The 24,807-nt window shown below is 42.5% G+C and carries 29 protein-coding genes and 1 other annotated feature; of the genes, 2 read left to right on the top strand and 27 right to left on the bottom strand.

From position 1 onward, the window contains the following. Nucleotides 1–24: 24 nt before the first annotated feature. The 27 genes from obgE to QSJ37_RS13505 all read right to left on the bottom strand — a co-directional run bounded on the left by obgE (nucleotide 25) and on the right by QSJ37_RS13505 (nucleotide 23,510). Complete coding sequence (obgE, locus tag QSJ37_RS13635) at nucleotides 25–1,311, bottom strand: GTPase ObgE (protein ID WP_285755628.1); 1,287 nt, start codon at nucleotides 1,309–1,311, stop codon at nucleotides 25–27. A gap of 253 nt (nucleotides 1,312–1,564) precedes the next feature. After that, nucleotides 1,565–2,104, bottom strand: coding sequence for a sporulation initiation phosphotransferase B (locus tag QSJ37_RS13630; RefSeq protein WP_285755627.1), 540 nt, complete (start codon nucleotides 2,102–2,104; stop codon nucleotides 1,565–1,567). 192 nt (nucleotides 2,105–2,296) lie between these two features. Continuing rightward, nucleotides 2,297–2,587, bottom strand: a complete 291-nt coding sequence (gene rpmA / locus QSJ37_RS13625) for a 50S ribosomal protein L27 (RefSeq protein WP_015864647.1) — start codon at nucleotides 2,585–2,587, stop codon at nucleotides 2,297–2,299. A 15-nt stretch (nucleotides 2,588–2,602) separates the two neighbouring features. Continuing rightward, nucleotides 2,603–2,935, bottom strand: coding sequence for a ribosomal-processing cysteine protease Prp (locus QSJ37_RS13620; RefSeq protein ID WP_285755625.1), 333 nt, complete (start codon nucleotides 2,933–2,935; stop codon nucleotides 2,603–2,605). A gap of 11 nt (nucleotides 2,936–2,946) precedes the next feature. Further along, entirely contained in the window at nucleotides 2,947–3,255 is a 309-nt protein-coding gene (rplU, locus tag QSJ37_RS13615; RefSeq protein ID WP_015864649.1) for a 50S ribosomal protein L21, read from the bottom strand. Between the two features lie 15 nt (nucleotides 3,256–3,270). Beyond that, nucleotides 3,271–3,353: a sequence feature (ribosomal protein L21 leader region), on the bottom strand. Between the two features lie 174 nt (nucleotides 3,354–3,527). After that, nucleotides 3,528–4,391 carry a M50 family metallopeptidase gene (locus QSJ37_RS13610; RefSeq protein WP_285755623.1) on the bottom strand — a complete coding sequence of 288 codons (864 nt, stop codon included), beginning with the start codon at nucleotides 4,389–4,391 and terminating at the stop codon, nucleotides 3,528–3,530. Beyond that, nucleotides 4,384–5,145, bottom strand: coding sequence for a M23 family metallopeptidase (locus QSJ37_RS13605; protein ID WP_285755622.1), 762 nt, complete (start codon nucleotides 5,143–5,145; stop codon nucleotides 4,384–4,386). The genes QSJ37_RS13610 and QSJ37_RS13605 overlap by 8 nt, the downstream gene beginning before the upstream one ends. 101 nt (nucleotides 5,146–5,246) lie before the next feature. Then, the gene (gene minD, locus QSJ37_RS13600) at nucleotides 5,247–6,050 is read right to left on the bottom strand and encodes a septum site-determining protein MinD (protein WP_171699011.1); all 804 of its coding nucleotides are present in this window, start codon (nucleotides 6,048–6,050) and stop codon (nucleotides 5,247–5,249) included. Nucleotides 6,051–6,052: 2 nt separating this feature from the next. Continuing rightward, nucleotides 6,053–6,769 carry a septum site-determining protein MinC gene (minC, locus tag QSJ37_RS13595; RefSeq protein ID WP_285755620.1) on the bottom strand — a complete coding sequence of 239 codons (717 nt, stop codon included), beginning with the start codon at nucleotides 6,767–6,769 and terminating at the stop codon, nucleotides 6,053–6,055. 13 nt (nucleotides 6,770–6,782) lie between these two features. Beyond that, complete coding sequence (gene mreD, locus QSJ37_RS13590) at nucleotides 6,783–7,301, bottom strand: rod shape-determining protein MreD (RefSeq protein WP_015864654.1); 519 nt, start codon at nucleotides 7,299–7,301, stop codon at nucleotides 6,783–6,785. Then, entirely contained in the window at nucleotides 7,298–8,164 is an 867-nt protein-coding gene (gene mreC / locus QSJ37_RS13585) for a rod shape-determining protein MreC (RefSeq protein ID WP_062677146.1), read from the bottom strand. The genes mreD and mreC overlap by 4 nt, the downstream gene beginning before the upstream one ends. A gap of 21 nt (nucleotides 8,165–8,185) precedes the next feature. After that, on the bottom strand, nucleotides 8,186–9,205 hold the full coding sequence (locus QSJ37_RS13580; RefSeq protein ID WP_015864656.1) for a rod shape-determining protein: 1,020 nt from the start codon (nucleotides 9,203–9,205) through the stop codon (nucleotides 8,186–8,188). 161 nt (nucleotides 9,206–9,366) lie between these two features. Next, nucleotides 9,367–10,047 (bottom strand): RadC family protein, encoded by a 681-nt coding sequence (gene radC, locus QSJ37_RS13575; RefSeq protein ID WP_062677145.1) that lies wholly within the window; start codon nucleotides 10,045–10,047, stop codon nucleotides 9,367–9,369. Nucleotides 10,048–10,094: 47 nt separating this feature from the next. Then, nucleotides 10,095–10,655, bottom strand: a complete 561-nt coding sequence (locus tag QSJ37_RS13570) for a Maf family protein (protein WP_285755619.1) — start codon at nucleotides 10,653–10,655, stop codon at nucleotides 10,095–10,097. A gap of 118 nt (nucleotides 10,656–10,773) precedes the next feature. Further along, nucleotides 10,774–11,712 (bottom strand): stage II sporulation protein B, encoded by a 939-nt coding sequence (locus QSJ37_RS13565; RefSeq protein WP_285755618.1) that lies wholly within the window; start codon nucleotides 11,710–11,712, stop codon nucleotides 10,774–10,776. Nucleotides 11,713–11,820: 108 nt separating this feature from the next. Then, nucleotides 11,821–12,279, bottom strand: a complete 459-nt coding sequence (locus tag QSJ37_RS13560; protein WP_285755617.1) for a type II secretion system protein — start codon at nucleotides 12,277–12,279, stop codon at nucleotides 11,821–11,823. 19 nt (nucleotides 12,280–12,298) lie between these two features. Continuing rightward, nucleotides 12,299–13,021 (bottom strand): type 4a pilus biogenesis protein PilO, encoded by a 723-nt coding sequence (gene pilO, locus QSJ37_RS13555; RefSeq protein WP_285755616.1) that lies wholly within the window; start codon nucleotides 13,019–13,021, stop codon nucleotides 12,299–12,301. Then, nucleotides 13,018–13,614, bottom strand: a complete 597-nt coding sequence (locus QSJ37_RS13550; RefSeq protein WP_285755615.1) for a PilN domain-containing protein — start codon at nucleotides 13,612–13,614, stop codon at nucleotides 13,018–13,020. The genes pilO and QSJ37_RS13550 overlap by 4 nt, the downstream gene beginning before the upstream one ends. After that, the gene (gene pilM, locus QSJ37_RS13545) at nucleotides 13,604–14,557 is read right to left on the bottom strand and encodes a type IV pilus biogenesis protein PilM (protein ID WP_285755614.1); all 954 of its coding nucleotides are present in this window, start codon (nucleotides 14,555–14,557) and stop codon (nucleotides 13,604–13,606) included. Before pilM ends, QSJ37_RS13550 begins: the two co-directional genes overlap by 11 nt. A 14-nt stretch (nucleotides 14,558–14,571) precedes the next feature. Continuing rightward, nucleotides 14,572–15,321, bottom strand: a complete 750-nt coding sequence (locus QSJ37_RS13540; protein ID WP_285756140.1) for a prepilin peptidase — start codon at nucleotides 15,319–15,321, stop codon at nucleotides 14,572–14,574. A gap of 4 nt (nucleotides 15,322–15,325) precedes the next feature. Beyond that, nucleotides 15,326–15,808 carry a type II secretion system protein gene (locus QSJ37_RS13535; protein WP_285755613.1) on the bottom strand — a complete coding sequence of 161 codons (483 nt, stop codon included), beginning with the start codon at nucleotides 15,806–15,808 and terminating at the stop codon, nucleotides 15,326–15,328. Nucleotides 15,809–15,904: 96 nt separating this feature from the next. Next, nucleotides 15,905–17,116 (bottom strand): type II secretion system F family protein, encoded by a 1,212-nt coding sequence (locus QSJ37_RS13530; RefSeq protein ID WP_285755612.1) that lies wholly within the window; start codon nucleotides 17,114–17,116, stop codon nucleotides 15,905–15,907. A 1-nt stretch (nucleotide 17,117) separates the two neighbouring features. After that, the gene (locus QSJ37_RS13525) at nucleotides 17,118–18,161 is read right to left on the bottom strand and encodes a type IV pilus twitching motility protein PilT (protein ID WP_062753072.1); all 1,044 of its coding nucleotides are present in this window, start codon (nucleotides 18,159–18,161) and stop codon (nucleotides 17,118–17,120) included. Nucleotides 18,162–18,173: 12 nt separating this feature from the next. Further along, nucleotides 18,174–19,841 (bottom strand): GspE/PulE family protein, encoded by a 1,668-nt coding sequence (locus QSJ37_RS13520; protein WP_285755611.1) that lies wholly within the window; start codon nucleotides 19,839–19,841, stop codon nucleotides 18,174–18,176. A gap of 8 nt (nucleotides 19,842–19,849) precedes the next feature. Next, entirely contained in the window at nucleotides 19,850–21,211 is a 1,362-nt protein-coding gene (locus QSJ37_RS13515; protein WP_285755609.1) for a VanW family protein, read from the bottom strand. A gap of 20 nt (nucleotides 21,212–21,231) precedes the next feature. Beyond that, nucleotides 21,232–22,056 (bottom strand): PRC-barrel domain-containing protein, encoded by an 825-nt coding sequence (locus tag QSJ37_RS13510; protein ID WP_062753078.1) that lies wholly within the window; start codon nucleotides 22,054–22,056, stop codon nucleotides 21,232–21,234. Nucleotides 22,057–22,076: 20 nt separating this feature from the next. Next, on the bottom strand, nucleotides 22,077–23,510 hold the full coding sequence (locus QSJ37_RS13505; protein ID WP_285755607.1) for a hypothetical protein: 1,434 nt from the start codon (nucleotides 23,508–23,510) through the stop codon (nucleotides 22,077–22,079). 116 nt (nucleotides 23,511–23,626) lie between these two features. Between QSJ37_RS13505 and QSJ37_RS13500 the strand changes: the two genes are divergently transcribed. Further along, complete coding sequence (locus tag QSJ37_RS13500; protein ID WP_285755606.1) at nucleotides 23,627–24,235, top strand: type IV pilus modification PilV family protein; 609 nt, start codon at nucleotides 23,627–23,629, stop codon at nucleotides 24,233–24,235. Continuing rightward, complete coding sequence (locus QSJ37_RS13495; RefSeq protein ID WP_285755605.1) at nucleotides 24,219–24,794, top strand: PilW family protein; 576 nt, start codon at nucleotides 24,219–24,221, stop codon at nucleotides 24,792–24,794. Before QSJ37_RS13500 ends, QSJ37_RS13495 begins: the two co-directional genes overlap by 17 nt. The last annotated feature ends 13 nt before the right edge of the window (nucleotides 24,795–24,807 follow it).

Here is a 24,807-nt window from a genome sequence, read left to right as displayed (position 1 = left end):
CTCCCTCCCCTGCCCCTTTAAACATTAATCAACAAATTCAAATTCATAATCCAAAAGCCTTACAATGTCTCCATCTTTCGCACCGCGCTCACGCAGCGCATCATCGACCCCCATTGCCCGCAACTGTCGGGCGAAACGGCGAACGGATTCCTCTCTTGAAAAATCAGTCATTTTAAATAACTTTTCGACCTTTTCTCCAGATAGAATAAACGCTCCATCACTGCCTCTTGTAATCGTAAATGGCGGCTCCTCTTTTTCATACTTGTAGACGACGCGCTGAACCGCTGGCTCTTCCACTTCGTGAAGCGGGAATTCCGGCGTCGTTTCTAAAAGGTCGGCGATTGCAAATAGCAGTTCGCGCACCCCTTGTTTAGTCACCGCGGAAATCGGAAAGATCGGCACATCGTCCCCAATTTTTTCTCTAAACTTTTGCAAGTTTTCTTCGGCATTCGGCATATCCATTTTATTGGCAGCGATAATTTGCGGGCGTTCCGTTAACCGCAAATTGTATTGTTTTAACTCCTCGTTGATCACTAAATAATCTTCGTACGGATCCCGCCCTTCCGTCGCCGCCATATCAATGACATGGACGATGACGCGCGTCCGTTCGATATGGCGCAAAAATTGATGGCCTAATCCGACGCCTTGATGGGCGCCTTCAATCAGCCCAGGCAAATCGGCCATGACAAAGCTTCTGCCATCATCCGTTTCGACCACGCCTAAATTAGGAACGAGCGTAGTGAAATGATATTCGGCAATTTTTGGCTTCGCCGCAGAAACGACGGACAGAAGCGTCGATTTTCCAACGCTAGGAAAACCGACTAAGCCGACATCAGCGAGCAGTTTTAATTCGAGAATGACATTGCGTTCTTCTCCCGGCTCCCCGTTTTCCGCGATTTCCGGAGCAGGGTTTGCCGGCGTGGCAAAACGTGTATTTCCTCGTCCGCCGCGTCCGCCTTTTGCGACGACAAATCGTTGACCGTTTTCCGTTAAATCCGCTAATACTTGATTGGTGTCCGCATCGATGACAACCGTCCCCGGCGGTACTTTGACGATCAAATCTTCACCGTTTTTTCCGTGCTGATTTTTCGACATGCCATTTCCGCCTCTTGGCGCCTTAAAATGACGCTGATAACGAAAATCCATGAGCGTCCTTAATCCTTCGTCAACGACGAAGACAACGTCTCCGCCTTTTCCGCCATCACCGCCGGCAGGTCCGCCTTTTGGAACATATTTTTCACGGCGAAACGCAACCATTCCGTTGCCGCCGTCGCCGCCTTTTACGTAAATTTTCACTTGGTCGACAAACATCTTGTTTTCCTCCGATCTATTCTTGATGCCATGACTGTTTATTATTTTGCACAAAAACCAGAAATAAATAGTGTCTTACATAAGAACACGGTCGTTTCTGTTCATGTAAGATAGTGCACAATGTCGGCAAGCAAACGCTTGATGCCCTCAGTAAAAACGTTGCATCCATCCACTAATAAAAATAAGTAGCTTTTATTGTTCATCAACATATCTGTTCAGTAAACCGCGGCCACCCGTTCCATCACGAATGCCGTCAAAGGATAATTTTTATAAGTACGGTCATTTCATTATTATGTATATCAAAAGATTCGAGATGGATCGCCGCTTGCTGTCGATGCTCATGAAGCCATTGAACGATGATATCCTTATCTTTTATCGTCCCGTTGTAATCAAAAAACAACTTTACTTCCTCGCTTAACACTTCAATGGAAATGCTCATATGATTTTCGTCATGCGCATCCGCTTGTTGTTCCATTAAATTTAAAAAATTGCTGCTCCATGTTGTTAAATCTTCGTCATAAGAGGATAAATCACATTCATCCCCAAGCACTTCATATTCTAATGAAATAAGCCGTGTTTGCCAATTATAAGTCATCATCCATTCCGCAAATTGTACCGCTTTTAAATTGGTAAGCTTCGTTTCCTGCTGCATCTCGCCAATAATTTCATCAATAATTTCGTAAACTCGCTCTATTTTATTTAGCGTCAAATTCCCTTTAATAAGCTGAATTTTATTCAGCCAGTCGTGGCGGGAATGACGCAATACATCCACTATTCTCCATTGCTTTTCCATTCGTGTTCCACTATCCTCCACTATTTTTCCATCCGTAGCGTTCTATTTATCAATCACGCAACTTGATCGATCGTCCATTTATCTTTACTATAGCATTTTTCTACGAGAAACGTGAATGCTTTTTCACGCTTTTCTGAAAAAACAAAAAGAAAACTCTAACCAAGACAAGGTTAGAGTTTCCTTCCCATTTGCTTATGCTTCTTTGCTAACAGGATATACGCTTACTCTTTTGCGGTCACGGCCGAGACGTTCGAAACGAACGATGCCGTCAATTTTCGCATAAAGCGTATCATCGCCGCCGCGGCCAACGTTCAATCCTGGATGGATTTTCGTACCGCGTTGACGGTAAAGAATCGAACCGCCAGTGACGAATTGGCCGTCAGCGCGTTTTGCGCCAAGGCGTTTCGCGATGGAGTCACGTCCGTTTTTTGTCGAACCTACCCCTTTTTTCGATGCGAAAAATTGGAGATCTAGTCTTAGCATCTATGTCACCTCCCGCTATCGTTGAATAACGCGAATATATTCTCCGTAATCACGTTCTATCGTTTGTAAAGAAACGAGCATCGCTTCAAGGAGGAGCTGAACTTTCTCTGCCGTTGCTTCATTTTCAATAACAGGAAGCTCACAGCGGAGATAGCCGCCATTTTCTCCTTGCGTAATATGCGGTTGAACGTTCGTTAACGCGATGATTGAATTGACCGCGCCAAACGACACTGCAGATACTCCAGCACAAACGATATCTTGTCCATGGTTTGCAAAATTCGCATGTCCTTTTATCGTAAATGCGCGAATTTTGCCTTCCATTGTGCGCTCAATTTCTACTTTAATCATCCCAAATGCCTTTATGCATTAATTTTTTCAATTACTACTTTTGTGTAAGGCTGACGGTGGCCTTGTTTGCGACGATAGTTCTTTTTCGCCTTATATTTGAAAACGATAATTTTCTTTTGACGGCCGTGTTTTTGTACTTTCGCCGTTACCGTTGCCCCTTCTACTGTAGGGTTGCCGATTTTTACTGTTTCGCCGCCTACGAATAATACTTTGTCAAACGTTACCGTTTCGCCTTCTTGGGCATCGATTTTTTCGATGTAGATTTCTTGTCCTTCTTCTACTTTGATTTGTTTACCGCCAGTTTCGATAATTGCGTACATGAATTGCACCTCCCTATATAGACTCAGACTCGCCAGCGACAAGGCGGTTCGGGATGCCGAACGCTTTATAAACCCGCGCTGAGCGGTTGTAGTACGGGTGCTAAAAATGCGTTGCACCGTCTTTTGTCCGTTTTCGCGAACGGTACAAAATTGTCTACAACATGAGAAATAGTATCATAATACAACTAGAACTGTCAATACATTTAACATTTTTCCCAAGAAGTCTCCCACCTCTAAATGGAATGGAGGTGGGAGAAGTTCATCAGATTCATTCATATATAAACAAGATTTCCCAGTTTCTCGTTTGCTTGTTTTTCAGAGAAAAATACATGGAGCAACTCGTTTTCATCCAATGTTACTCGCTCATGATTGCTCTTTGTAACAACAATAGAATGTTTCTGGCCACGGTAAAAGTTTTGCAGCACTTGAATGATCGTCTCTTCCTCAGAAACATGAATAGTCCGTAATTTCTCATAGCTTCCTCGTTTTCCGTAATAGCGCTCGAGTAAAAACCGCATCATCACATAATGGCGATGTCTCCACTCTTTCCATAACGAAATAAAGAGAAATATCATCATGATCCACAAATCAAATTGCTGCGGCTGCAACAATAGAATACTGCTGAAAAACAACATAAGTGCTACAAATGACAGAATGATCATTTTTTTATGCGCCTCACTAAAAGGAAAGTAGCGGGTCAATGCAAGGAATAGCAGCTTTCCCCCATCCAACGGCCAAATAGGCAATAGATTAATAAAAAGAAGCGCGACATTGTAATGAGCAAATAAACTCCATCCTTCGTCCGTCATAAAACCTGCTTTCCATAAAAAAAACGCAATACCCATCAGCCAAAGGTGTTGCACTGGTCCAGCTAGCGTTACAATAAGTTCTTCATGAAACGGACGATTTCCGTGTTCCTCTACTTCGGCTACCCCCCCAAACGGAAGCAATAAAATTTGTTTGATGCGCCATGAAAAAAAAGCAGCAGCAACAGCGTGTCCAAGCTCATGAATCAACACGATAAGAAATAAAAGAAACAATTGCTTAAAATGCGCGGTGATCACCGCAATACCGCCAAACAGCCATAATAGCGGATGTATATGAACTTTTGTAAACAATGCGACATACTTACTCAAAGGAAATCACCTGAATCGGATCAATAAAATGATCTCCTTGTTTAATGGCAAAATAAAATACCGCCTTTGTTTGATCATGGCTGTTCGTCATCGCTGTTCCGACTTCCTTGCCCGTTTCTACAAAATCGTACAGTTTTACGGCAATCGTACCTAAGTTGCCATACCATGACTCGCTTCCATCTGCATGTTGAATGATTACGGTTTTCCCAAGCTTCTCCTTGGTGCCAGCAAATATAACGATTCCTTCATTCACCGCTTCCACTTTCGCATTGCTAGCTGTCTCTACCATAACCCCTTGACCGTTTTTCTTAAAACTTTCCAGAACTCGTCCTGATGCAGGAACGGCATATTGTTTTGGCATTGTTTTTGTTTGTTTTTCTGTAGGAATTAGCGCAAGCGGCTCGCCAAACTGCTTTTCATACCATTTTGAAACGGCAGCAAATTGAAATTCTTTCTCCATCGTATTTTTCACAAACTGACGGGCTGGTTCTAACGAATCAGATGGATTTTTAAATAAAATGGCTGTTACTAAAACAAGACAGGCGGAAAGAAACATTTTCAAAATAAACGTTTCTTTGTTAAAGATTGGATGTTTCTCTTCATCAAATGGATAGCGATCATACGTCACTACTGGCTGACCGTACCGTTCTTCATCTGTGATCGCCCACAATTCCTGATGTGATGTCCCAAAATGCTGCCTTTCTTTTCTCCGTTTTTCAATTCGCTTACGAATTTCTTGAGCACGTCGATTCATTATTCCTCACCATCCCTTCCAAACATAGTTTGTACTAGTTTATTAGACAACCTTGGAAGATATGATAAATAAAAAAATCCCTGCTATTTGATCAGCAGGGATTAACGTACGCCAAATAATTTTTTAATTTTCGAGAAAATTCCCTTTTGCTCATCTTCCAGCGGCTGCAGCGGGATGGACTCTCCGAGAATTCTTCGCGCAATATTACGATACGCAATCGATGCTTTGCTGTTCGGATCAAGAACGATTGGCTCCCCTTTATTGGAAGCTTTGATGACGTTTTCATCATCGGCGATAATTCCTAATAAATCAATGGATAAGTGCATGACGATTTCGTCGACATCAAGCATGTCTCCGTTTTTTACCATATGGCTGCGAATGCGGTTAATGATAAGCCTTGGTGGCTTTATATGTTCCTCGTTTTCTAGTAAACCAATAATCCGGTCAGCATCACGCACTGCCGATACTTCCGGCGTTGTTACAACAATTGCTTCATCCGCCCCCGCCACGGCATTTCTATAACCTCGCTCAATACCTGCTGGGCAATCGATTAACACATAATCATAGTCTTGCTTTAACTCATCCACCAACTGTTTCATCTGCTCTGGAGCGACCGCGGATTTATCGCTTGTTTGCGCGGCAGGCAATAAATAGAGATGATCATCAAATCGTTTATCTTTTACTAGCGCTTTTTGCACGGTGCAACGGCCTTCCACAACGTCAACCAGGTCATAAATAATGCGGTTTTCTAACCCCATTACAACATCGAGGTTACGCAACCCGATATCTGTATCCACAAGACAAACTCGCTTTCCAAGTATGGCCAGCGCTGTTCCAACGTTTGCAGTTGTTGTCGTTTTTCCGACGCCACCCTTGCCTGATGTAATGACGATAGCTTCTCCCACTGTTACACTCTCCCTTCTAACCGCGTCAAGTTCGGCCTCAAATGCATAAGAAGCTGCAAGCGATCCACAACAATTTGATTATGATCATCGATATATGCGCATTCCATTTCATTCCGCTCATCCGCTTTGTAATCGGGAGCCCGATTCATCACATCGCTGATTCGCAGCTGTGTTGGTTTCATAATGGATGCGGCAATGACCGCTTCTTTATTTCCGTAATATCCGGCATGAGCAATTCCCCGCAATGCTCCGAGAATAAAAATATTTCCGCCAGCAATAACGGTTCCTCCTGGATTTACATCGCCAATTAATAAAAGATCTCCTTCTACGTGCAACACTTGACCCGAGCGAACAATTTTTGAAACTGACACAATTTCCGTTTTCCGCTTCCACTCTAGCGCTTCTTTCTTTGTTATCACATTGCTTTCAATCGATTCGACGACCAAATTTTTTTTGCGACGAATTAATGTGCGCAATTCTTCTTCTTGTTCCGGAGTTAAATAACGATTTCCAACTTTGAGATGAACAGAAACGAGCGGACCGTCCGATTCTGCCTTTTCGCTTACCGTTAGTTTTTCTTCCAGTTCTTTTAATAGATCGTCATAGGAACACGTGTCATCGAGATGCAACGTTAGTCCATCTTTCGTCCCTTTAATCGTTATATATTGTTTTGGTTTCGTCACAACGTTCACCTCAACGAATAATTCTACAAAAAACATTCATTTTCCTTTTTTACTCTTCCCGCTCAAAACGTTTGATTTTTACTAACCATTGTTTCAATGGGTATGAAAGTAAAATAAGAAACACGGCATTTAACAACAACGTTGGCCATAATCTTTCAGAACAAAATGCTTCAAAAGGCATATCGGTTCTTCCAATGAGCAGTTGAATTCCATATACATATAATTCAAGAATGGTGATAGAAAGAAGACTAAGAAAACAAGCGATTAACCAATGTTGATAAAACACTTTAATCGCTTTCGATACTATGTAAGCGATTAAAGTAAATGCAAATGCATAAACCCCAAGCAATTCCGTATATACACAATCATAAAGCACGCCAAAAATAAACCCGTAAACCATCGCACGCGTTTTTCCTATATAAATAGTGGTAAAAACAAGAAAAACAAGAAAAAAGCGCGGTACAAAAAAATAATGCATATACAGCTCGTTCTTTGGCCACAAATCAACAAAAATGCTTTCACTAACAAAACATAAAACGGCAAGGAAAGGAAGCGCCCATTTTTTCATTTTGCTTCCTCCCTCTCCTCAAATGTCTCATCAATTTTTCTTTTTACAATAATCACGTCATCAATGTCATAAAAATTAGCTGCTGGTTTCACGTAAACCATTTTTGTCAACCCGTATTGATCTGGCACTACTTCCATCACTTCGCCAATGACAAGGCCTTTTGGGAAAATTCCGCCAAGGCCGGATGTTAACACTTTTTGTTTTTTCTTGATTTTTGCATCAAAAGGAATTTCTTTTAACAACAACGCTCTTCGTTTTTCATCATATCCTTCGATTAATCCAAAGACATTTTCCTTTCCTTGTACATATGCAGAAATTCGATTTTTTTGATCCGATGCACTCAACAATTGAATCGTGGAAGTAAATTGGGCGGCATGCTGCACTTTTCCTACTAGCCCTTCTGGTGTAATCACCGCCATATCTTTCTTTACACCATGCTGCTGGCCTTTATTGACGATGACCGTTTCTTGCCAACGGTCTGGGTTTCTTCCAATAACAGTCGCCTGAATTGGAACAAAATCACGCAAGCTTTCTTTTTTATTTAAAAGAGCACGAAGTCTTTCATTTTCTTTTTTCAATGTTTGCACTTGCGCTTCTAAGGATACATATTCCTCGAGGCGTTCTTTTAACAGCTTGTTTTCTTTATATGTATTCCTTATATCATTCACATTCTCAAAGAAGCCCGCAACGAGTTGTGCGGGCTTATGGAAAATTAGCTGGACAAAACCGGTTGTATCTTTTAAAAACTGCTCAGACCATGTCAGTTCATTGCGATCTTTTAAGGAAAAACCAATCAATGCCACGAGGATAATAATACTGACAAGCAATAAAATGAGCCGTTTGTTTAAAAAGAACTGTGGCATGATGTTGACACCCTCTTACCGTCAGCGATGGCTTCTCGCTTTGTTTTTAAATAAATCGATATGATCTAACGCTTTTCCTGTTCCAATTGCTACACAATCAAGCGGATTTTCAGCAACAATAACAGGCATATCCGTTTCTTTGCTGATGACTTTATCGAGATTGCGCAATAATGCGCCTCCGCCTGTAAGCACGATGCCGCGGTCCATAATATCGGCAGCTAATTCCGGCGGTGTCTTTTCTAACGTATTTTTTACGGAATCAACAATCGCATAAACCGTATCGTGCAATGCTTCTGCAATTTCCTCTGCGCTAATTTCAATGGTCTTCGGAAGTCCTGTCAATAAGTCACGGCCACGGATTTCCATTTTTCCAATTCCTTCTGCATCCCCTGCCGAGCCGATTTCGACTTTAATCGCCTCCGCTGTCCGTTCGCCAATCATTAAATTATACGTTTTGCGGATATAGTGAATAATTGCCTCATCCATCTCGTCACCAGCGATGCGAATCGATTGGCTCGTGACGATGCCGCCGAGAGAAATAACCGCAACTTCTGTCGTACCACCGCCGATGTCAACGACCATGCTTCCCGTCGGTTCCCATACTGGAAGGTTTGCACCGATCGCTGCAGCAAACGGCTCTTCAATCGTATAGGCATCACGAGCTCCCGCCTGACGCGTCGCATCGATGACAGCGCGCTCTTCTACAGCGGTAATCCCATACGGTACACATACCATCACGTACGGTTTCCCTGCAAAAAATCCTTTATTTGTCGCTTGTTTAATGTAATATTTCATCATCGTCGCCGTTGTCTCATAGTCGGCGATCACCCCGTCTTTCATCGGACGAAGTGCAACGACATTTCCAGGAGTCCGACCAATCATATTTTTCGCTTCATTACCGACAGCGACAATTTGTTTCGTATCTTTTTGCAACGCAACAACAGATGGTTCTCTAACAACAATTCCTTTTCCTTTTACATACACGAGCGTATTTGCTGTTCCTAAATCGATGCCAAGGTCTCTTGTCCCAAATCCAAACATACTCTATATCTTCCTTTCTGAAACGAAATGCTTTTATAACAATCCGCTAAATTTGTCGAATTTACTCATGTTTTTGTTTCAATGTTTTGTACGACACCGCCCAAAACATGATAAAAACTCATAGTTGTTATTATAACTTATTCGACAAAAAATGAGAACTACTACACATATCCTTTTTCTTTCAGACTAACGAATTTTTGATCACCAATAATGAGGTGGTCTAACAATTCAATCCCAATAATCCGACCGCATTCGGCAAGGCGTTTCGTCACATCAATATCTTCTCGACTTGGAGTTGGATCGCCGGAGGGATGATTATGCACACAAATAATCGAGGCAGCAGATCGCTTAATCGCTTCTTTAAACACTTCACGCGGATGAACGATAGAGGCGTTTAAACTGCCAATAAATATTGTTTTTCGATGAATCACTTGATTTTTTGTATTTAAATAAATAGCGACAAAATGTTCTTGGGACAAAAAACGCATATCTTCCATGACATATTTCGCTCCATCTTCTGGGGAACGAATCACATATCTCTCATTGTAACTAAGTCGGCTAATTCGTCTGCCGAGCTCGATTGCCGCCAAAATTTGAACCGCCTTCGTTGTCCCAATTCCTTTAATGCTTGTTATTTCTTCAATCGTAGCATCTTTTAACAGCCGAAGTCCTTCAAAATGCTTAAGCAAGCGATGAGCAAGCTGCAATACCGATTCTTCCTTTGTTCCTGTCCGAAGCAAAATGGCAAGCAGCTCGTGATCAGCTAAACTTTCCGGACCAGAAGAAAGAAGCCGTTCACGCGGGCGGGCATCCTTTGGCACATCGCGAATCATAAACGTCATCGTATTTTATATTCACTCCTTTTTTTCTTTTTATCAACCGAAAAAAGTTACCAACCAAGGCGCTTCAGCTCACGCACTGTCCGTGACAACGGCAGCCCGACAACGTTAAAATAATCTCCCTCAATACGTTTGACAAATAAAGCAGCGCGTCCCTGAATACCGTACGCTCCCGCTTTGTCCATCGGTTCCCCCGTTGCAATGTAATCAAAAATTTCTTCTTCTGTTAAATCCCAAAAAAACACCTTTGTCTTTTCCACAAACAATGATTGACCGTTTGGGGAAAGAATGGCTACTCCTGTTAGTACATCGTGTTCATTGCCTGACAACATGCGCAGCATGGCCGCTGCTTCTTCTTCTGTTTTCGGCTTTCCTAAAATGTTATCTTGATAAGCGACGACCGTATCCGCCCCGATGACGTACGAATGAGGATAGTGATCGGCAACAGCTTTTGCTTTACGATAGGCAAGCAACTGTACGGCTTGTTCCGGGGACTTGGCTTCATGAATTTGTTCATCAATGTGGCTAGCGAGGATTTGAAAGCGGAGGTTAGCTAATTCAAGCAGCTGTTTTCGACGAGGGGAACTTGAAGCTAAAATCAACTGTTTCATCCATATCACCCTTTTGCATTCGTTTCAAATCGGAAGATACACATGTATCGTACCAAATTTTGCGATTCAACACAATTTCTCAAAGTCGAAAAAACGCGAAAAAAAAAAAAGAAGCCCGCTAGCTTCGCAATGGGAAAATGGCAATATACGATTTTAACGCTTTTAACAATTCTTGTTGCGTTTTCTGCAGCATCGCCTCTCGTTTACTTGTTTTATAAACTGTTAATGAATAATATGCTTTTTTCATGTGAGAAACGTATTGCTTTATATGATCATCGTTAGGAACCGTTTGGGATATAAATTGTTGATAATCATTCTCTAGCTTTTTCCAATCATCTGTGTTTACATCTCCTTTTCCTAACAAAATAGCGGAAATAGCAGCCATTTGCGCGTATAACGTTTCGCCTGCTTTTATTACTGGCTTGCGCTGGTCGCTGTTATTTACAAACGATAGCGATTTTACGTATGTACTTTGTGCCTTCTGTTTATACAATTCATTTACCGCTTGCAATTGTTGCTTATCATTTGCAACACCAATAAACAAAGCAACTGGTTTTTCTCCAACAGCTACAACAGGAATGGAGGAAGATTGGAGTTGTTTGGCATAGGCAGCCGCCGCTTCTCGATCCGTAAATACTCCTGCTTGAATCACGCTGACCGTAAATGGAGAAATAGCAGTCTCATTAACAGATTTCGTGGCTGGATTTGTCGAAGTTTTGGACTCTATCGGAATCGGCAGCGCCGTTTCCATCGTCTGCGGTGAATGAGTTTTTTGCTTTGGAATCACATTTAATACGATGAATCCAAAACTTGTTCCAACAATGATCGCCATCACGATTGAAAAAATAGCAGATTTGACCTGTGCGTTGAACGCGCCAGTAATTGGTGAGCGCTGTTTACGTTTCTTTTTCTTTTGTGGTTGGAAAGAAACAAATGCCCCTGACTCCGCCTCCTTTTCTTTTTCCAAAACACTCTCTATATGTTTCGGCTTATCCGTAGTAAACGGCTGCTCTTTTCCGTTAATTTTCACCGTAATTTCTTGCCCATGCTTGTCCATTATGTCACCATCCTTATTCTTTTTTCTCGCCTATCTTATCATAAACAAAGAAAAAAAGAACAAGACATTTGTCGTCTTGTTCTCGGATAATTTCGGCAAATTTTGCTATTATCGGTCACGTATTTGCTGAACAGACAATGCTTCGACAGGAACTTCCGGCGATTGCTCCGAATAAGTGCACAGCTGTTTCGTTTCTCCTTTTAAACAAATAGAATAATGGAGCGATCCATCTTCGTCTTTTTTTACGAGTATATAAGATGGATTCGTTTCCAATGGCAGCACGTTTCCGGTAAACGGGTCTTGAATCGGGTGAAGCATTCCTTCTTCAACAAGCTGCTTGTATGTTATTACGGAAGAGCGCGATGGCAAAAATTCCACTTTTTCTGCCCCGACATAAAGCCGTGCCGCTTCGTAAAGTGTATAGGCATCAGAAACAAACGCTCTCTCTTTTGACTTTTCAATGATATGAAGCACAGCAATAACAACAATAGAAGATACAATTCCCAAAATGACAATCACAGCCAACAGTTCGATTAGTGTCATTCCACGTTTTGAACGCAGCAACATATGACCACTCCGCCATCCATTACTGCTGCGATGACGGTTGCCCCTCAGGAATGATTTCTGTTAGTGGATTCCGCTTTTTGCTCGGAGGGGGAACGTCTATTTGCGGCAGCATATTTTGCAATTTTGCTAATTTCGGATAATAAAATGCGCTGACCGTTACCGAATAGGTTAACGGATTCACTTCTGTATCGACCGATGTCAATTCCGGATTTCCAGTAAAAGACAGCGATTCAATCGACACAATGCGGTTAAGATTTTCAAGCGTCTGTAAAAAACGTTCAAGCTGATAGTATGACGGGGATTGCACCGTCAATTGCACCGTCACTTTTTTTAATCCGTCCGACAGCCTAGAAGAAGATAGTTCTGTCTTTGATGATGCATCCGTTTTTTGCTGCTCTCCTGTTGCATTTTCCTCTTCATTAAAAGTCATGCTAGAAATCGTGCTGTCCGAAACTACTTCCGCTTTTTCCAGATCAAGTAATAGCTGTTCTGTAAGCGGCTTGACCGGTATCTTTTTTTGAAGCTCCACGACACTTTCCGGCAAACTGGACTTTTGTTTGGCAATCTCTGCTCTTGTAGCAGCCAATATTTTTTTCTCACTTGCCACCGTATTGTTTAACTCTTCAATTTGTTGGTAACGCGGATAAAGCATATAAAAATAAAGGCCTGAAAACGCGGCGCCAAGAACAATAAGCAAAAGAACAAAAACGAAAAGCTGTCGTTTTGAGAAACGTACGGTCATGATTGTTTCTCCTTTTCTTCTAGCGCTTGTTTGCGAATATGCATTTCATATTGCGCAAGATAGCGCGGTACTACTTGTTCTTCGGTTGTCCCTTGTTCATCGCTTTTTTCGTTTGCATTCACCGCAGTAAGACTTTTCAGTTGCACATCGGCAATAAATTTTGCGTCCGACAGTCGTTTTAAATAATAGGCCGCTTGCTCGCTTGTATCAAATTGCACCGAAACCGTTACCGTTCCATCCTCAGCATAGGAAAAGTTCATGATAAATCCGCGTTCTGGGAGCAATTTCGTCATGTTGCGCAAAAGAGGCACCATTTTAAGCGGGTAATCTTTCGCCCATTGCACTGTTTTATCTAATTCTTCTATTTCTTTTACAGATTGCATATCCGCAAGCTTTTGCTGTTCGATCGCTTGAAGCGCCTGCGTCTGTTTCAGCTCTTTTTCTAGTGAGTCGATTTGCGTCTCCGCTCTGTCGATAAGAACATAAAAAACAGCCGCGGCAATCACGACAATCGCAGTTATGATCACTGTGATAAAAAGAAAGACAACATTTTTCGGTTCTTTTTTTGGCAGTAAATTTATCTCAACGATCATCGTCATTTCCCTCTTTTAATCCAAGTCCCCATGCGAGATGATAGCGCGCATCCACCGTACTTGCCATCGCAGCCGAAAGCTGTTCTACAGGAACGTCCAGCCGTTCTTGCAGCGCTTGATAAATATGGGACAAACGCGGATGATCCCCCATTAGAAATACACGGGTAATTTGCTGTTTTCCTTGATGGATGGAAAAGGAATAGAAACTCATCATCCGTTCCATTTCTTTATATATATCTTCAAACGGATCAACGAGCTGTTGATCTTTCTCCATATTTATTTCTTCATACTGCTCCAGCAAAAGATGGCGCATAAAAACAGGTTTATGTTCATCAAATGCGCTAACATTGACAGAAGATTGATCAAATTGAATAAGCAAAATATGATCGTCTTTCTTCACTTGATCGGCTATATAAAAAAGACGATATGCGCATAGTGGAGAAACATCAGCAGCTATCGGGCGAAGTTTTACATCTTCTAAAAGCTGCGCATAACTTAACACCGAATCTTCTGGAGCAGCGAATAATAAAACAGCGGTCGCTTCCTGCGTCTTTTCCAAAACAACGTAGTCAAACACCGGATTATCAAACGGCAAGGGAATCGTTGTTCCTAATTCCATAAACAAATAACTGCGAATTTCATCTTCTTCCAAATCAGCAGGAAGCGGAATTCGACGAATAATAACGAAGGGATCTGGCACAATGAAACGAACGCGGCGTTTTTTTAATTTCCATTCATCAACACATTCTTCTAAAATCATTTCTAATGTCTCGCGATCTATGATTTTTCCGTCATGAATAATTCCTTTTGGAAGATGGTGCTCTCCCCATTTATGAACGGATAATGGGTCGTTTGGCTTTGTCTCTACATATCGAATGACATGGTCTTTTATTACTAGATTCGCAACTTTATGCCTTGGCTGAAACAGCGTAAACATATTCATGTTTTCCCCTCATATCAAAAGAAAATCATTTGCTTATACCATTCGACGATGTCTTGTCCAAAAAAATAGGCCGTTAATGACCCAAGAACGATCGCCGGACCGAACGGCATCGGCTCCCGGCGCCGGACTTTGCCAAGCGCCATGCCAATAAGCCCAATTACGGTTCCATAAAACGTGGAAAAAAAGAACGCAAGCAACACCGTTTTCCATCCAAGCACAAATCCAAGCAGCGCAAACAATTTAATATCGCCGCCGCCCATGCCGCCTTTGCTGATGACGGCAATGAGGAAAAGCAGCAAAAAGCCAGCCGCCGCGCCAACAAGCGCATCCCGCCATGGTATGAACGGAATCCACAGCCGCTCTAAAAGAAATATCGCCGCAAATACAAGCAGCACTTTATCGGGAATAATCATATAGCGAATATCGGAAACCAAGATAATCATCAATAACGAAATGAGCGTCCAGCATACGATCAATTCTTTTGACCATCCCACCAAAAGCGGCGAAATCGTAAAAAGAATCGCTGTCGACAGCTCAACAAACGGATAAAGCAAAGAAATTCGCTCCCCGCATCCCCGGCACTTTCCGCCTTGCCACACGTATGACACAACAGGAATAAGTTCCCGCGCCGTAAGCTGCCGCTTGCAGCGCGGGCAATGCGAACGAGGAAACACAATCGACTCTCCCACCGGCACGCGAAGACCAACAACGTTAAAAAACGAGCCGAGGAGGAGGGAGTATAAAAATACTATGATAGCGTGCATATTGCTATTCAAGTTTTACATCTTTTCTTGTTAAGCTATCAACATCTTTATTATTGATATATTTAAATTTTCCTGAATCATTACCGACTAGCGTTACCTTATAAGTTACACTTTCTCCTCCCTTATCACTTCCATCACCATCATTAGTAAGTTTTTGTTTATCAATGGTTACTATACTTTCACTGGTATCGTATGCTGTTGTTTTATTTCCTGGTGATTTTGGGATTTTTTCTAGATATCCAGCTTCATATAATTCTTGCATTGTAAATGAAGTTTTTGTCGTATCAAATGCTCCAGAAGATAATGCCAGTCTCGCCGCGCTTGCCATTTGTTTGGCGTTTGCGATATGCGCATCTTTTTTCGAATTGTCGATAATGGCGCCAATTGCCGGGATGGCAATCGCTACAATAATCCCTAAAATGACGATAACGGCAAGCAATTCAATCAACGTGAGTCCTCGTTCGTTTTTCACTAATCGTTTTATCATTGTAATACCCCTCTCCCTATTTTTTGTGTTTATCACACTTTTTTCCTAATTATTTTACCACGATTGATGAATCTATGAGAATATATTCCTTGTAATTTATTGTTGAATATGGTTAAAAATATCGTACATCGGCACGATAATCGATGTGACAATCGTCCCGACGACTCCTGCTAAAAGCACGATCATGATTGGTTCGATCAGCGACTTCAGCCGATCGACTCCCGCGTCCACTTCTGCTTCGTAAAAGTCGGCGACTTTGGAAAGCATCGCATCGAGTGATCCCGTTTCTTCGCCGATCGTAATCATTTGCGTCACAAGCGGCGGAAACGCCCAATGCTTTTTCATCGGTTCGGCAAGCGATTGTCCTCGTTCAAGCGAATCGCGCGCCTGCCTCATTACTTTGGCAATGACTTCATTTTCGACGACGTTTTCTACAATCGACAATGCTTGCAAAATCGGAACAGAGCTGGAAAACAGCGAACTTAACGTCCGCGTCATGCGCGCTAATGCCGCCTTTTGCACGAGCTTTCCAAAAATAGGGATGCGCATTGCGGCATAGTCAAGGTAATATTTTGTTTTCTTTTGTTTTTTCATGAATAAAAACAAAACATATATCGCTATGAACACAATGACAACGAGCCACCAATACGTTTGCATCACTTCGCTCGCGCGCAACACGAACTTGGTGATCGTCGGCAGTTCGGCATGAAAGTCAGCAAACATGGCGACAAATGTCGGGACAACAGTAACTAATAAAAAGATGACGACCGCAACGGCAATAATGGCTACCGCTATTGGATAGGCAAGCGCTGAGACTATTTTTTGTCTTGTGCGGTGGATCTTTTCAAAGTGATCGGCAAGCCTCTCTAACGTTTCATCCATATTTCCGCCCGCTTCTCCCGCTTTTACCATGTTGACAAACATCGACGGAAATATACGCGGATGCTTCGCCGCGGCAGCAGAGAGCGGGTTCCCGGCACGAAGCGATTCTTCCACTTCCATCAGCGCATTTTTCAATGCCTTGCTTTCTGTTTGGCTCGCTAAAATGCGCGTGGAGTCCACGACCGATACTCCCGCTTTTAGCAATGTCGCAAACTGGCGCAAATAAATGACGAAATCTTGCAGCTTTACCGCTTTTCCAAATGTAATTTCTTTGTTTAACAACGTTTGCGGCACTTCGGCAATTTCGATGACTTTAATCCCCTTTTGACGCAATTTTAGGATCGCGTCCCGCTTTGACGCGCTGACAATCGTACCTGTTTGCTTTCTCCCCTTTATATTTCGGCCTTCATATTTAAACTGAGGCATATTAGCCGCCACGCTCCTGTACAAGATAAGGTTCAGCCGCATCGCGAAGGATCAGCCCGGCTTGCATTAACTCTTTAATACTCATCGCCAGCGTATGCATGCCAAGGGAGCGGCTTGTTTGCATAACGTTAATGATTTGATGGACTTTTTCATTGCGAATTAAATTGGCGACTGCCGTGTTATTAATTAAAATTTCCGTGGCAGCGACCCGTCCTGTTTTTTGCGGTGTTGGAAAAAGACGCTGAGAAATAATCGCGACAAGAACGGACGCGAGCTGAATGCGAATTTGCGATTGTTGGGCGGGCGGAAACACGTCAATAATCCGATCGATTGTCGCCGGCGCGCTCGATGTATGTAATGTGCCAAGAACAAGATGCCCCGTTTCCGCCGCCGTAATGGCGGTATGAATCGTTTCCAAATCGCGCATTTCCCCGACTAAAATAACATCGGGATCTTGACGAAGCGCCGCGCGCAAACCGTTGGCAAAATTGTTCGTGTCAAAGCCGACTTCACGCTGGTCAATAATGCAGCTACCATGCTTGTGCAAATATTCGATAGGATCCTCAAGCGTAATAATATGTTTCCGCATCGTTTTGTTCATATAGTCGATCATCGCCGCAAGCGTCGTTGATTTTCCGCTTCCCGTCGGACCTGTTACTAACACAAGCCCGTGCGGTTTTTGTGCAATCTGTTTTAATACTTCAGGAAGACGCAGTTCATCAATTGTTGGAATTTTTGTCGGTATAATGCGGATAGCGAGCGACACACATGACCGCTGTTTATACGTATTGATGCGGAAGCGGGAAACGCCTGGAATCCCGTACGAAAAATCCAATTCTCCTTTTTCTTGAAATTGCGGCCATAGGCTAGACGGAATGATCGCTTTTGCCATTCCTTCCGTATCTTCCGGCCGCAAAATGTCTTGGCCATACCTTTTTAATTCGCCATTGATGCGAAAAATCGGCGGCACCCCGACCGTTAAATGAACATCAGAAGCTTTTAGTTCAAACGCGGCACGTAAAAGAGCGTCCAATCTTTGCTTCATTTTTTCTCACCTTTAACTTAAAATCGCCACTTTCAATACTTCTTCTAGCGTCGTTAGTCCTTGTTTTACTTTTAATAATCCGTCATCAATCAAAAAAATCATTCGGTTTTTAATGGCAAGCTCGCGCAATTTCGAAAATGGCTCTTTATTTAAAATCACGCGGCGCATTTCATCGGTCATCACAAGCAGTTCATGAATGGCGATTCGTCCTTTATAACCTGTCATATTGCAGGTTGGACAGCCGCGTCCGCGAACGAGCTTATCGATTTTCATGCCGCGGCTGGCAAAAATTTCGATTTCCCTCTTTGTCGGTTCCTGCTCTTCTTGACAATCGCGGCAGACGCGGCGAACGAGCCGCTGAGAAACAACGCCGGCTAAAGAGGCGGCCACAAGAAACGGCTCAATTCCCATATCAATCAAGCGCGTGATCGTGCTTAGCGCGTCGTTTGTATGAAGGGTGCTTAACACCAAATGACCAGTTAATGACGCGCGAATCGCAACTTCTGCCGTTTCGCGGTCGCGAATTTCTCCGACCATAATAATGTTTGGATCTTGCCGCAAAATGGAGCGCAATCCTTGCGCAAACGTCAATCCGACATTTGGATTGACTTGAATTTGATTGACGCCTTCAATTTGATATTCGACCGGGTCTTCGATCGTAATAATATTTACTTCTTCGCTGTTTAAATGGTTTAGCGCCGCATATAGCGTCGATGATTTCCCCGCCCCAGTCGGGCCAGTGATCAGCACAATTCCGGTTGGTCTCTCAATCAGTTCAATAAACCGCTGTAAATTCAATTGATTAAATCCGAGCTTATGAATATCATTTAATGCCGCCCCTAAATCAAGGACGCGCATCACAATTTTTTCACCGTAAACCGTCGGCAATGTGGAAACGCGCAAATCCACCGGATGAAAATCGATATTCATCTTAATCCGTCCATCTTGCGGAATGCGATGTTCGGTAATATCCATATTCGCTAAAATTTTAATTCTAGCTGTCAGCATGCTTTGCATATGTTTTGGAAGCGCGCGGTCTGTCCGCAATATACCGTCGATGCGATAACGGACAAGCACTTTCGTTTCCTGTGGATCAATATGAATATCGCTTGCCCGCTGCTCAACAGCCAGCTGCAAAATTTGGTTAACAAGCCGGACAATCGGCGAATCGTCTTCTGTTATTCGTTCCTCTTCGACCGTTTCCGTTGCGGGAGCCATTTGCAAAAAATCTTCTACCGATTCATCAATGTCGTAATACTTATTAATGGCGCGCAAAATATCATCTTTCGAGGCAATCGCCGTTTCAATATGGAACCCTGTCGAAAGGCGCAAATCATCAATGACAAAAAAGTCCATCGGATCAGCCATTGCCACAAGCAAGCGTTCTCCCTCAATTTTTAAAGGCATCACCATATGCCGCTTGGCAAATTCTTTTGGAATAAGGTTTGTCAACTTTGGATCGATCGGATAGCGATATAAACTGACATGCGGGATGCCTAACTGAAATTCAAGCACTTCAATTAATTGCTGTTCCGTAATATACCCACGTTGTAAGAGCGCATCGCCCAGCTTTTGACCGGGAGCTTTTTCTTTTAACGCTTCCTCCAGCTGCGCCTCCGTAATTAAACCAGCTTCCACTAACAAATCTCCTAAACGTTTCCGCTCCTGTTTTTTCTTCATCTTCATCCCTACTTTTCGTGATCATGGTCTTTTTGCTGGCCGCTAGAGTCATTCGTTGTGGAAGGTGTTTCTTTTTCGGATTGCTTTTCTTCAGATTGACCGTTATTTTCGTTTTGCTTTTCTTTCGGTTGCACATCATTTTTACTTTCATTATCTGTTTGTTTTTCATCCTCTGTTGACTGTTCTGATGAAGATGGAGTTTCATTTGCATCAGAATTGCTGTCCCCAAGTTCTAATCCACGAAGTTCAATGTTGTACGATGGCGGATAAAAGTCCTCGGCAATCGTTTCCACATGTACAAGATGGTTTTCATCATACGTTTCCCTTTTCACTTTGACAAGCATTCCTCTTTTTCCACTTTGCTTTAATTGACGTTCCCCAGGACGAAGGAGAGGGCTATATTGAACAACCGTCCTCGGTTTGAAATATTCGATATCTCCAACTTTCACCACATACTTATAGGCAAATGGCAGTCCGAAAAGCGTGACATGCAAACGGTTTTTTTCTACCCGGAACTTTAGCGTATAAGCAGTGGTATTCGGATTATAAAACTGCAAATCACGATTGCCGCCGTCTACTTTTGCTTCATAGCCAATCGTTATTCCATCCGGAAGTTCGCGGCTTGTATGCCGCTCCAATACCGTAAAATTCGTCGGCAAAATCGTTTGATAAATCGCTGAAGCAATCATGCTCATCTCTTCGGAAGAAAGCGACCCGCTCGTCTCCTTGACATATTCAGCAAGCGAAAAAATGCTTTTTCCTTTAATTTCAATGGTCGGATTGGCAGAAATCCATTCTAGCAATGGTGCTGGTCTTTTCCAAAATTTCAGTGTTGCCGCGCTAACCGGCTGCATCGTTTCATTGGAACGGGAAACATATGCTGCAAGATCAACCGGCTGGGACGGTATCTGTAAACTGGCTGCGATATTCGTTACATCATTTTGTAATTTTTCGAGATTAATAGAAGATGCGAGCGAAGGGGGAAGCAATTTTTTTATTGTTTTGGAAAATGCCTGCACGTCGAATTGAACAAGAAGTGGGGACGGCCGTCCCGCAACCATTTGCCTTTCGCTTTGTTCGATTTGGAACGTAAACAATGATGCAGGAATCTCTCCTTTTTTTTCTTGATACGCCACAGGAATCGTTGCATTCGCCTTCCATTCATTCACTCTTTTTTCGATTGCTTGCAGCGCTTCTAGTTTTGTTTTATTCGCTACAGAAATAGGCCCAACCATCGTTCCTGCGGGCAGGCGGTCTGTCTCTTTAAAAAACGTTTCGTAGGCTAAAGCGCCAATTTGCGAAAAGCTGATCAAATAAATCGTACAAATCGCAATAACGAAAAACAATTTTACCGCAACAACCTGTCTCACCGCCTACCTCCCCCTTTTGCTTATGCCTCGACGTTCATCGATATATCGACGATCACGCTTGGTCCTTCTTCCTGTGCTTTTTGAATATGTTCTTCTGTCAAAATGGTACCAGCTTCAATGAATTTATTCCCGTTTTTATCAAAAATATCTTTTGTCACACGTTTGCCCTTCAAAAGCTCCACTTGCTTTTCGCGTAGCGCTTGAAGCGCTTCTCTGTTTTCCGCTTCTTCCACCATTGTTTCGATATTGGCATGCCAATCATGCACATCATGGGCCAATTCAGTCGATGTTTGTTCATTTCGCGAAACATTTTCCGCCATTTCCTCGTCTTTTTGATCTTTTGCAGAAACGAGCAAATGTGCCTCATCAAGCAAAGAAGATGGCGCATTGTCATGGACAACTAAAATATCTTTTCCATATGTTAATATAAATTCCGATGATAACACTGCCTGACGGTCACCGACGTGCAATTCAATGCCAATAATTTCTCCCGTTTCTTCATCGACAAAAAATTCGGTTACCTCACCTAGCAGCTGTCCTTTTCTCGTCATCGCTTTCGTGTTTTTGATGCGAATTTGTTTATTGACAAGCTGATTGGCAATCGGAATTTCCGATAAATCAATAATATCGTGAGAGCTTTCCACCGTTACGGCAAATTCGCCGATACCGACCACTTTTTTAAACGGGATCGCTTTTAAGCTTAACTGAACATCTTCTTGTTCAACCGTGAGAAAATCAACGGATCCTTTCTCTGGATTAATGACTAACGTTTTTACGGTTCCTATTTGCGTGCCATCAGAAATACTAATAATTGGAAGACTGATGATTTGTGCACTATTTTTCATATTTTCACCACACCTGTTCTTTATAATTTCTGTAATGTATGTGTAAGAAATTGAATTTCCTCTTGTATGATTGGATAGGAGCGAAATTTTTCTTTCAGCTCGGCAAGCAACGATGCAAGTTTACCGTATTGTTTCTCTAATAAATAATGTTCCATTAACAAACACGCAAACACGTAATAGTCATAATCGGGTAACGGGGTTTGCAAACATTGAATAATACGTTGTTCATATTCTAATGGATCTATATGCTTGCGGTTTAACTGAAGCTCAGTAACTATGGTTTGCAAAATTTCGGACTGAACCGGCCTAGTAGCAATGAGACTTTCCAATAGACTAGCATCGTTTTCCTTGGTAGAAATGGCTTGCTCTTTAGCGCCCAAATCACTCTCATTCTCTTGTGGCCGTTCATTGTCATTCCATCCCGCTATTTGCGCCTCTTGTGCTTTTCCATCTAATTTTTCCTGCAGCATCTTTTCGTTTTCCAAAGAGAATGATTGTTTTGCCTGTGAAGAAATAGCTTCCTTTGATTCCGTTTTCTCGGAAAGAATATCGTCCCATTCGAAACTATCCGGTTCTATTTCTGCCGCCTGTTCATTCTCTTCCATTGCTGAAGGCTGCGTCAGCATGCTCCAATCTTCTGGTGAAATATGTAATCGATTCTCTTCGCCATCGCGCGCTGCCATCACTTGTGTGCCATCGGACACAACAACCAAATTTTCTTCCATTTCTGGCGTTATGGTAGGAGGCAACTCATCAAACGGCATATCCGTATTTCGTTCGATATTTATTTCCATTTCCAACGGCCATTCATTGAAATTGTCCGTCTCATTTATATTGTCATTTTCCACTGTCTCCCATGGGAGATCACTTTCGGACATATCCTCGTCCTGCTTTTCATCTGTGGCCACAGTAGGCGGCAGCTCGCTTATTTCCACCATTTCGCTTTGTTCAGGGTTCTTTTCATTTTCCCATGGAAATTCCTGTTTTGCCGTTGTTTCGATTTGTTCGATTTGCTCTATATCGGCAGCGATCTCTAATGGAAGCTCATCGACCGTAATGATTTCATCTTGCTCTACTTCCGTGCTTTTTTGTGAAACATTTTGCGGCACTATTTCTTCATTGACTCGCACTGCTTCTTCATCATGCAACACGTCCGTATTTTCGCTAAGTTCATCTTGGTCTTCGAATTCATCCTCGTCCATTTTGTTTGCTGCATAAAAAACATGTGCAAATTGGCGATGAAGCAAATATGTCACCGCAGCCATAAGCAACCCTAATAATAGAGCAAGCTTCCACATCGGAAAGAAGGACTTTGCTACTAAGGCAAGAAGTGAAAGCAACAAAGCAATGATTAGTGCTACGATTTTCCCACTCCAACTTAATCCAACAGGAAGAATAAGTAAAATCGGAATGGCAAGGATAAAAGCAATGATGGTAAATATAACGTGCTTCAATGTTTCACCCCGTTTCCCCGCACCATTATATAAGACAATTTTCCTAAAAATAACGCAATATCGACTCTAACATATTGTATAATAAAGTTACATATTTTGAAAGAAGGGCATGTCAAATGGAGCAAAAGAAATTTTTTGTGATCCATCATTCAAAAGGGTTTACCTTAATTGAAGTGCTATTGTCCATCACCATTTTGTCCGCTGTTGCAATAGGAATGTTTTCCTTTTTTACGAACGCCATGAAATATACAACCTACAACCAAGGAAAAACGGTCGCCATCAACATTGCCCGCGGCGTATTGGCGTATATGGAGCGTCTTGATTTTACAGCATTAAAACAATACGTTGACAACGAAATACATAATACGGACAAACCGTTTGCCCAAATGGATGCTTCCCATTGCAATTTGCCGCTGTTTGGCGACAAACAAGTTTGTGAGGCGATTCTTCGGCCGACCATCAATAACGTTACGTATGATGAAACACGCATCCATGTGTTCCTCATTCCTTATAATGACAGTGAAGTGTGGGACAAATTGCAAAAATCTCCTCCGGAAGAATTTCCGGCATCTTTAAAAAAACAAATTAGCGAAGAGAGGATAAAAAATCCAGATCCAAAATTACAAGACTATTTGCTGAAAATTTATGTGATTGTCCGCTGGGGAGATCGTGTCGATGATTCGGAATGGCTAGAAGGTGTGATTGCCAATGAAACGATACGTTAATAACACGAAAGGATTATCGCTTGTGGAACTGTTGGCGGCAATTACAATCTCCTCGCTTATACTCGCTTCCATCTATGGAGTGTTCTTCAGCGGACTTAACGCGTACAAACGAATCCATATCGAAAATCAACTGCGCAGCGAAGCCGATTATATTGTCGCTACCATTATGAATAAACTTTACGCGTTTGCGCCGGACGGGATCGAGATGGATCAAGGCCAAACGACAAATGCACAAATCATATTTGTAAACGATAAACGAAAAGATATCGATCCTTATCTCGGCTTTGTTAAAGAAGAACCAGAACCAACTCCTGAAACGCTTACCGTTGCCTTGCAGGATGGTTCGATTGCCATCGATGGCGAACGGCTGCATTCGGATCGTTTAAAAATTGTTGCGGAAGAATCCGGGTTTTCCTACACCTGCGCCAAACAAGAAGAAAAGATTTGCCGCAGCGGCGTCGTTACCATTAAGCTTGCCGTCCAAGACCGCGACCATGATGATCCGGATGACTTGCTGTATATCAAACCATTTACATTAAAGACCGAATTCGGCTTTTAAAGGAAGTGGGCAC

Origin of the sequence: Parageobacillus sp. G301 (genome assembly GCF_030268025.1) — a bacterium.
In the GTDB taxonomy this organism is placed as follows: domain Bacteria; phylum Bacillota; class Bacilli; order Bacillales; family Anoxybacillaceae; genus Parageobacillus_B; species Parageobacillus_B toebii.
This window is presented reverse-complemented; position numbering and strand designations above follow the sequence as displayed.

Excerpts from the sequence above, each read along its gene's own strand:
- obgE (WP_285755628.1), bottom strand. The coding sequence starts at position 1,311 with ATGTTTGTCGACCAAGTGAAAATTTACGTAAAAGGCGGCGACGGCGGC.
- QSJ37_RS13630 (WP_285755627.1), bottom strand. The coding sequence starts at position 2,104 with ATGGAAAAGCAATGGAGAATAGTGGATGTATTGCGTCATTCCCGCCAC.
- rpmA (WP_015864647.1), bottom strand. The coding sequence starts at position 2,587 with ATGCTAAGACTAGATCTCCAATTTTTCGCATCGAAAAAAGGGGTAGGT.
- QSJ37_RS13620 (WP_285755625.1), bottom strand. The coding sequence starts at position 2,935 with ATGATTAAAGTAGAAATTGAGCGCACAATGGAAGGCAAAATTCGCGCA.
- rplU (WP_015864649.1), bottom strand. The coding sequence starts at position 3,255 with ATGTACGCAATTATCGAAACTGGCGGTAAACAAATCAAAGTAGAAGAA.
- QSJ37_RS13605 (WP_285755622.1), bottom strand. The coding sequence starts at position 5,145 with ATGAATCGACGTGCTCAAGAAATTCGTAAGCGAATTGAAAAACGGAGA.
- minC (WP_285755620.1), bottom strand. The coding sequence starts at position 6,769 with ATGTTTTTTGTAGAATTATTCGTTGAGGTGAACGTTGTGACGAAACCA.
- mreD (WP_015864654.1), bottom strand. The coding sequence starts at position 7,301 with ATGAAAAAATGGGCGCTTCCTTTCCTTGCCGTTTTATGTTTTGTTAGT.
- mreC (WP_062677146.1), bottom strand. The coding sequence starts at position 8,164 with ATGCCACAGTTCTTTTTAAACAAACGGCTCATTTTATTGCTTGTCAGT.
- QSJ37_RS13580 (WP_015864656.1), bottom strand. The coding sequence starts at position 9,205 with ATGTTTGGATTTGGGACAAGAGACCTTGGCATCGATTTAGGAACAGCA.
- radC (WP_062677145.1), bottom strand. The coding sequence starts at position 10,047 with ATGACGTTTATGATTCGCGATGTGCCAAAGGATGCCCGCCCGCGTGAA.
- QSJ37_RS13570 (WP_285755619.1), bottom strand. The coding sequence starts at position 10,655 with ATGAAACAGTTGATTTTAGCTTCAAGTTCCCCTCGTCGAAAACAGCTG.
- QSJ37_RS13565 (WP_285755618.1), bottom strand. The coding sequence starts at position 11,712 with ATGGACAAGCATGGGCAAGAAATTACGGTGAAAATTAACGGAAAAGAG.
- QSJ37_RS13560 (WP_285755617.1), bottom strand. The coding sequence starts at position 12,279 with ATGTTGCTGCGTTCAAAACGTGGAATGACACTAATCGAACTGTTGGCT.
- pilO (WP_285755616.1), bottom strand. The coding sequence starts at position 13,021 with ATGACCGTACGTTTCTCAAAACGACAGCTTTTCGTTTTTGTTCTTTTG.
- QSJ37_RS13550 (WP_285755615.1), bottom strand. The coding sequence starts at position 13,614 with ATGATCGTTGAGATAAATTTACTGCCAAAAAAAGAACCGAAAAATGTT.
- pilM (WP_285755614.1), bottom strand. The coding sequence starts at position 14,557 with ATGAATATGTTTACGCTGTTTCAGCCAAGGCATAAAGTTGCGAATCTA.
- QSJ37_RS13540 (WP_285756140.1), bottom strand. The coding sequence starts at position 15,321 with ATGCACGCTATCATAGTATTTTTATACTCCCTCCTCCTCGGCTCGTTT.
- QSJ37_RS13535 (WP_285755613.1), bottom strand. The coding sequence starts at position 15,808 with ATGATAAAACGATTAGTGAAAAACGAACGAGGACTCACGTTGATTGAA.
- QSJ37_RS13530 (WP_285755612.1), bottom strand. The coding sequence starts at position 17,116 with ATGCCTCAGTTTAAATATGAAGGCCGAAATATAAAGGGGAGAAAGCAA.
- QSJ37_RS13525 (WP_062753072.1), bottom strand. The coding sequence starts at position 18,161 with ATGAAGCAAAGATTGGACGCTCTTTTACGTGCCGCGTTTGAACTAAAA.
- QSJ37_RS13520 (WP_285755611.1), bottom strand. The coding sequence starts at position 19,841 with ATGAAGAAAAAACAGGAGCGGAAACGTTTAGGAGATTTGTTAGTGGAA.
- QSJ37_RS13510 (WP_062753078.1), bottom strand. The coding sequence starts at position 22,056 with ATGAAAAATAGTGCACAAATCATCAGTCTTCCAATTATTAGTATTTCT.
- QSJ37_RS13500 (WP_285755606.1), top strand. The coding sequence starts at position 23,627 with ATGGAGCAAAAGAAATTTTTTGTGATCCATCATTCAAAAGGGTTTACC.
- QSJ37_RS13495 (WP_285755605.1), top strand. The coding sequence starts at position 24,219 with ATGAAACGATACGTTAATAACACGAAAGGATTATCGCTTGTGGAACTG.